Genomic DNA, 6,345 nt, shown 5'->3' with positions numbered 1-6,345 from the left:
AAGACGCGGCTGCCGGGCACCGGCGGCGGCAACGACATCTCGAGCCTGACGCACATGATCGTGGCGATGCGCCATGAGCGGCGCCGCTTCGTGGACAAGGTCGACTTCGTCACCAGCCCGGGCTTCCTCGATGGCGGCAGCAGCCGCCGGGACCGGGGCCTGCTGGCCGGCGGCATGTTCCGCGTCGTGACCGACCTGGGCATCTTCGGCTTCGACGACAAGACCCGGCACATGAAGATCGTCGCGCTGCATCCGGGCGTCACGCTGGAGCAGGTGCAGGACAACACCGGCTTCGAATTGCTGCACGACAAGCACATCGCGACCACCGAGGTCCCGAGCGCGGCCGAACTCGCGGCCCTGCGCAAGCTGGACCCGGACCGGCTCTACATCGCATGACGCGGGTCGAGCCCCCCCATTTCGACGATCGAATCACAGGAGAACATTGATGGCAACCTTGCACGGACAGTTTGGCATTGCAGCGCGTAATTTCACGGCCTTTCCGGAAATCCCGAACGCGGAGGCGCTGGTGCAGTACGGCGTGCGCATGGAGGAACTCGGCTTCGACTCGATCTGGGTCTGGGACCACATCCTGCTGGGCGTCGATCCGCACTTCCCGATCATCGATTCGCTCACGCTGCTGACGGCCATTGCCGCGCGCACCAAGAAGATCAAGCTGTCGACCGGGATCCTGGTGCTGCCGCTGCGCAATCCGGTGGTGCTGGCCAAGCAGCTGTCGAGCATCGACCAGCTGTCCAACGGCCGCCTGCTGATGGCCATGGCCGCCGGCTGGTACAAGCGCGAGTTCGACGCCGTCGGGGTGGCCTACGAGGAGCGCGGCAAGATCATGGACGACAACCTCCAGATCCTCAAGCGCTTCTGGACCGAGGATGTGGTCTCCGGAGACTGGACGCACCACAAGATCCCGGCCGGCGTGATGTTCCCGAAGCCGGTGCAGAATCCCTGCCCGATCCTGATCGGGGGCTATGCCGACCGCGTGCTCAAGCGCGCCGCGGTGGACGGCGATGGCTGGCTCACCTATTTCTACAAGCCGGCGGCCTTCGTCGAGTCCTGGGCGAAGGTCTGCAACTACGCCACCGAAGCCGGGAAGGATCCGTCCACGCTGATGAACGGCAACCAGTTGCCTATCATGGTGGGCGCCTCGCGCGAAGCCGTGCAGGGCAAGATGCTGGAGTGGCTGAACGTCGACTTCGACATCGCGCAGGGCAGCCAGTCGACGATGGACAGCGCCATCATGGGCAACGTCGACGAGTGCGTGGCCCAGCTCAAGGAGCACATCGACGTCGGCGTCCAGAAGCTGGTCTTCGTTCCGTACAAGTACGAGATGGACCAGATCGAGATCATCGCCAAGGAGATCGTTCCGCGCCTGCGGGCCTACGTGGCCGAGAAGAAGCGCTGAAGCCGGCGATGGCAGCCATTCTCGACCAGCCGGCCGCGTCTCGCGCGCCGGGGCCGGCCCCTGGGCGGACGGCATGGGCCGAAGCGCAGCATGCCCGCGGCAGGCTGACCGCCGGCGAACGCGTCGAGTTGCTGCTCGACGAGGGTTCGTCGACCGAACTGGGTGCCCGCCTGGGCGGCGACGACGCCTGCAGCGGCGACGGCGTGGTCACCGTGCGCGGCACCATCGGCGGCCGCGCCGTGTGCGTGTTTGCCAAGGACATGTCGGTGAGCCACGGCACACTGGCCGAGGTGCATGCACGCAAGATCTGCAGGCTGCAGGAACTCGCGCTGGAAAGCCGGGTGCCGATCATCGGCATCTTCGACACGGCCGGCCTGCGCCTCGAAAGCGGCATGGCCGCAATGGCGGGCCATGGCGCGATCGTGCGCAACGCCGCCGCCGCCTCCGGCGTCGTGCCGCAGATCTCGCTGATCGTCGGCGGCTGTCCCGGCGCCGATGCCCTGCTGCCGCCGCTGTCCGACTTCGTCTTCATGGCCAACGGCGACAGCAGCCTGTTCCTCAGCGCGCCGGAGGTGGTCCAGCGGGTGACGGGCGAAGAGGTGAGCGCCGAGCAACTCGGGGGCGCGGGCGTGCACAGCAAGACCTCGTCGCTGGCGGATGGGGCGTTCGACAACGAAGTGCTGGCGATCCGTCAATTGCGCCGCTTGTTCGGCTTCCTGCCGCTGCACAACCGCGGCGGGCCGACGCAGCGGCGCAGCCTGGACGACGCGGGCCGCGAGGCGCCTGCGCTGGACACGCTGGTTCCGCCAGCCGATGCCGATGCCTACGACGTCAAGGAGCTCATCGCGCAGGTGAGCGACGATGCGGACTTCTTCGAGTTGCAATCTGCCTTTGCGCCGAATGCGGTCATCGGTTTCGCGCGCGTCGACGGCCGCACGGTCGGCGTGGTGGCCAACCAGTCGTCGGTACTGGCCGGCGTGCTCGACGGCGACGCGGCACGCAAGATGGCGCGCTTCGTGCGCTTCTGCGACGCCTTCGGGATCGCGGTGCTGACTTTCGTGGATACGCCGGGCTTCCTGCCTGGCGTCGCGCAAGAACACGGCGGCGTTGCCCGGCACGTGGGCAAGCTGCTGTGCGCCTACGCGCAGGCGACAGTGCCGCTGGTCACGGTGGTGCTGCGCAAGGCCTTCGGTGGCGCGGGCGGCGCGATGGGGGCGCGCGCGCTCGGCGCCGACCTGGTCTATGCGTGGCCCGACGCGCAGATCGGACTCCTGAACGCCCAGGGCGCGGTGGCACTGGGCGACGATCCGCAAGCTGCGCGGCAGCGCCTCACGGCCGACGCTGCCTGGCACCGCGGCGACATCGACGATGTCATCGTTGCGCGCCAGACCCGCCGGCACCTCGTGCGGGCGCTCGAACTCCTGGCGCACAAGTCGCGTGTGCAGCCCTGGCGCAAGCACGCCAACCTACCCCTCTAGCCCCATGTTCTCCAAGATTCTGATCGCCAATCGCGGCGAGATCGCCTGCCGGATCATCAAGACCGCACGCCGCATGGGCATCCGGACGGTGGCGGTGTATTCCGATGCCGACGTTCGGGCGCTGCACGTGCGGATGGCCGACGAGGCCGTCCACATCGGACCGGCGCCGGCGGTCGATTCCTATCTGGTGATCGACAAGATCATCGAGGCCTGCCGCCGCACGGGGGCCGATGCGGTGCATCCGGGCTATGGCTTCCTCTCGGAGCGCGCGGCCTTCGCCACGGCGCTGAAGGCGGCCGGCATCGTGTTCATCGGGCCGAACCCGGGCGCGATGGAGGCGATGGGCGACAAGATCGAATCCAAGAAGCGCGCCAGCGCGGCACGGGTCTCGACGGTGCCGGGCTACCTGGGCGTGATCTCGGACCCGGCCCATGCGGTGCAGATCGCCGACGAGATCGGCTATCCGGTGATGATCAAGGCCTCGGCCGGCGGTGGCGGCAAGGGAATGCGCATCGCGGCATCGGCCGCCGAAGTGGCCGAGGGCTATGCACGCGCCAAGTCCGAGGCGGCATCGTCCTTCGGGGACGACCGCGTGTTCGTCGAGAAATTCATCGTCGATCCGCGCCACATCGAGATCCAGGTCCTGGGCGACAAGCATGGCAACGTGGTCTATCTCGGCGAGCGCGAATGCTCCATTCAACGCCGCAACCAGAAGGTGATCGAGGAAGCGCCGTCGCCGCTGCTCGACGAGGCCACGCGCCGGCGCATGGGCGAGCAGGCCGTGGCGCTGGCGCGCGCCGTGAACTACGACTCGGCGGGCACGGTCGAGTTCGTCTGCGGTCAGGACAAGTCCTTCTACTTCCTGGAGATGAACACCCGGCTGCAGGTCGAGCATCCGGTGACGGAGCTGATCACGGGCATCGACCTGGTCGAGCAGATGATCCACGTGGCCGCCGGCGGCAAGCTGGCGTTCGCGCAGGAAGACATCCGGCTGAAGGGCTGGGCGGTCGAAAGCCGCGTCTATGCCGAGGACCCGACGCGCAACTTCATGCCGGCCACCGGGCGGCTGACCACCTACCGCCCGCCCGCCGAGGGCCAGCACGATGGCGTCACGGTGCGCAACGACACCGGCGTGTACGAGGGCGGCGAGATCTCGATCCACTACGACCCGATGATCGCCAAGCTGGTGACGCACGCGCCCACGCGGGCCGAGGCGATCGACCAGCAGGCGCTCGCGCTCGATGCCTTTGCCATCGAAGGCATCCGGCACAACATTGCGTTCCTGTCGGCGCTGATGCGCCATCCGCGCTGGCGCGCCGGCAAGCTGTCGACGGCATTCATCGCCGACGAGTTCAAGGGCGGCTTCGTGTGGCCGCAGCCGGAAGGACTCGCTGCGCAGCGAATGGCAGCGGTCGCCGCCTCGATGGACGCGCTGGCCGATGAAGGGCGCGCGGCGGTCGGGCGTCGTGTCGTGCGGCTGGGATCTGCCTCGCACCGGGTCACGGTCACGGGCCAGCGCGGCCGCTGGCGCATCGGCTTCGACGATCTGTTCGGGGTCGTGCGCGAGGTGATCTCGGATTGGGTGCCGGGGCAACCGGTCTGGCAGGGCACGATCGACGGCGAGGCGGTGGCGATGCAGTTTCGCCGCACCGGCGACGGTGCCACGCTGGCCCATGCCGGCACGCAGGCCGAGGTCTGCGTGCTGTCGGGTCGCGAGGCCGAGCTGCTGGCGTGGATGCCGCAGCGTCAACAGGTGGCGGCCGGGTCTCAACTGCGCAGTCCGATGCCGGCAAAGGTCATCGCGATCTCCGCGGAAGTGGGCCAGACCGTGGCTGCCGGCGATCCCTTGTGCGTCGTCGAGGCCATGAAGATGGAGATCACGCTCGGCGCCGAGCGCGCCGGTGTGGTGTCGAAGGTCCACGCAGGCCGCGGTGATGCGCTCGCGCTTGACGCGGTGATCATCGAATTCGAATGAATTTCTGAAGGCGGTCTGTATGAAGATTGGCGTTCCGGCTGAAACATTGCCAGGCGAAACCCGAGTTGCCGTGACCCCGGAGACCGCGAAGAAGCTCGTGGCGCAGGGCCATGTGGTTCGTGTGCAGAGCGGGGCCGGGGTGGCCGCGAGCGTGACCGATGCGGCGTACCAGGCTGCGGGGGCCGAGATCGCGGATGCGGCGGGGGCCTTCGGGGCCGAGATCGTGCTGAAGGTGCGCAGCCCCGACGAGCGCGAGTGTGCGCTGATGAAGCCGGGCACGGTGGTCATCGGCATGCTSAACCCCTTCGACGGCGCCGGGCTCGAGCGCCTGGCGAGCGCCGGGCTGACGGCCTTCGCGCTGGAGGCCGCGCCGCGCACCACGCGCGCGCAGAGCATGGACGTGCTGAGCTCGCAGGCCAACATCGCCGGCTACAAGGCCGTGATGATCGCGGCCGACCAGTACCAGCGCTTCTTYCCGATGCTGATGACCGCCGCGGGCACCGTGAAGGCGGCCCGCGTCGTGATCCTGGGCGTCGGCGTGGCCGGCCTGCAGGCGATCGCCACCGCCAAGCGCCTGGGCGCGGTGATCGAGGCGTCSGACGTGCGCCCGAGCGTGAAGGAGCAGATCGAGTCGCTGGGCGGCAAGTTCATCGAGGTGTCCTACGACACCGACGAGGAGAAGGAAGCCGCCGTCGGCGTCGGCGGCTACGCCCGGCCGATGCCCGCGAGCTGGCTGGCGCGCCAGCAGGTGGAGGTYGCCAAGCGCGTGGCGCTGGCCGACATCGTGATCAGCACCGCGCTGATCCCGGGGCGCGCGGCGCCCACGCTSATCACCGAGGACATGGTCCGCTCGATGAAGCCGGGYTCGGTGATCGTGGACATCGCCGCGGGCAAGGGTGCGGACGGGGTGGGCGGCAACTGCCCGCTGTCCGARGCCGACAAGACCGTCRTCARGCACGGCGTGACSATCGTGGGCGAAACCAACCTGGCCGCGCGGGTGGCGGCGGACGCGTCGGCGCTGTATGCGCGCAACGTGCTCGACTTCCTGAAGCTGATCGTGGCCAAGGAGGGCACGCTCAAGATCGACCTGGAGGACGACATCGTGGCGGCCTGCCGGATGGCGCAAGACGGCCAGGTCACCAAGAAGTAAGCAATAAGCGAACCCCCGGAGGAGAAGACATGGATCCCGTTTCCCATACCGTCATCAACCTGATCATCTTCGTGCTGGCGATCTACGTCGGCTACCACGTGGTGTGGACCGTCACGCCGGCSYTGCACACGCCGCTGATGGCGGTCACCAACGCGATCTCGGCGATCGTGATCGTGGGGGCGATGCTGGCGGCGGCGCTGACCGAGACCGGCCTGGGCAAGACCATGGGCGTGCTGGCGGTGGCGCTGGCCGCGGTCAACGTCTTCGGCGGCTTCCTGGTGACGCGGCGCATGCTGGAGATGTTCAAGAAGAAGGACAAGAAGGC

General features: G+C 68.2%; 6 protein-coding genes. All 6 read left to right on the top strand.

Annotated elements, in window-relative coordinates:
- Nucleotides 1-396: CoA-transferase (locus AB4Z46_RS34920; protein WP_442288137.1), on the top strand; the 396-nt coding region annotated here is incomplete at its 5' end.
- 49 nt (nucleotides 397-445) lie between these two features.
- Nucleotides 446-1,417 (top strand): LLM class flavin-dependent oxidoreductase, encoded by a 972-nt coding sequence (locus AB4Z46_RS34915; protein WP_442288136.1) that lies wholly within the window; start codon nucleotides 446-448, stop codon nucleotides 1,415-1,417.
- Nucleotides 1,418-1,425: 8 nt separating this feature from the next.
- Nucleotides 1,426-2,895 carry an acyl-CoA carboxylase subunit beta gene (locus AB4Z46_RS34910; protein WP_442288135.1) on the top strand — a complete coding sequence of 490 codons (1,470 nt, stop codon included), beginning with the start codon at nucleotides 1,426-1,428 and terminating at the stop codon, nucleotides 2,893-2,895.
- A 4-nt stretch (nucleotides 2,896-2,899) separates the two neighbouring features.
- The gene (locus AB4Z46_RS34905; RefSeq protein WP_442288134.1) at nucleotides 2,900-4,870 is read left to right on the top strand and encodes an acetyl-CoA carboxylase biotin carboxylase subunit; all 1,971 of its coding nucleotides are present in this window, start codon (nucleotides 2,900-2,902) and stop codon (nucleotides 4,868-4,870) included.
- Between the two features lie 19 nt (nucleotides 4,871-4,889).
- The gene (locus tag AB4Z46_RS34900; protein ID WP_442288133.1) at nucleotides 4,890-6,020 is read left to right on the top strand and encodes a Re/Si-specific NAD(P)(+) transhydrogenase subunit alpha; all 1,131 of its coding nucleotides are present in this window, start codon (nucleotides 4,890-4,892) and stop codon (nucleotides 6,018-6,020) included.
- Between the two features lie 29 nt (nucleotides 6,021-6,049).
- Nucleotides 6,050-6,345: NAD(P) transhydrogenase subunit alpha (locus AB4Z46_RS34895; protein WP_442288132.1), on the top strand; the 296-nt coding region annotated here is incomplete at its 3' end.

This window comes from Variovorax sp. M-6, from assembly GCF_052114385.1.
In the GTDB taxonomy this organism is placed as follows: Bacteria; Pseudomonadota; Gammaproteobacteria; order Burkholderiales; family Burkholderiaceae_C; genus Variovorax.
This window is presented reverse-complemented; position numbering and strand designations above follow the sequence as displayed.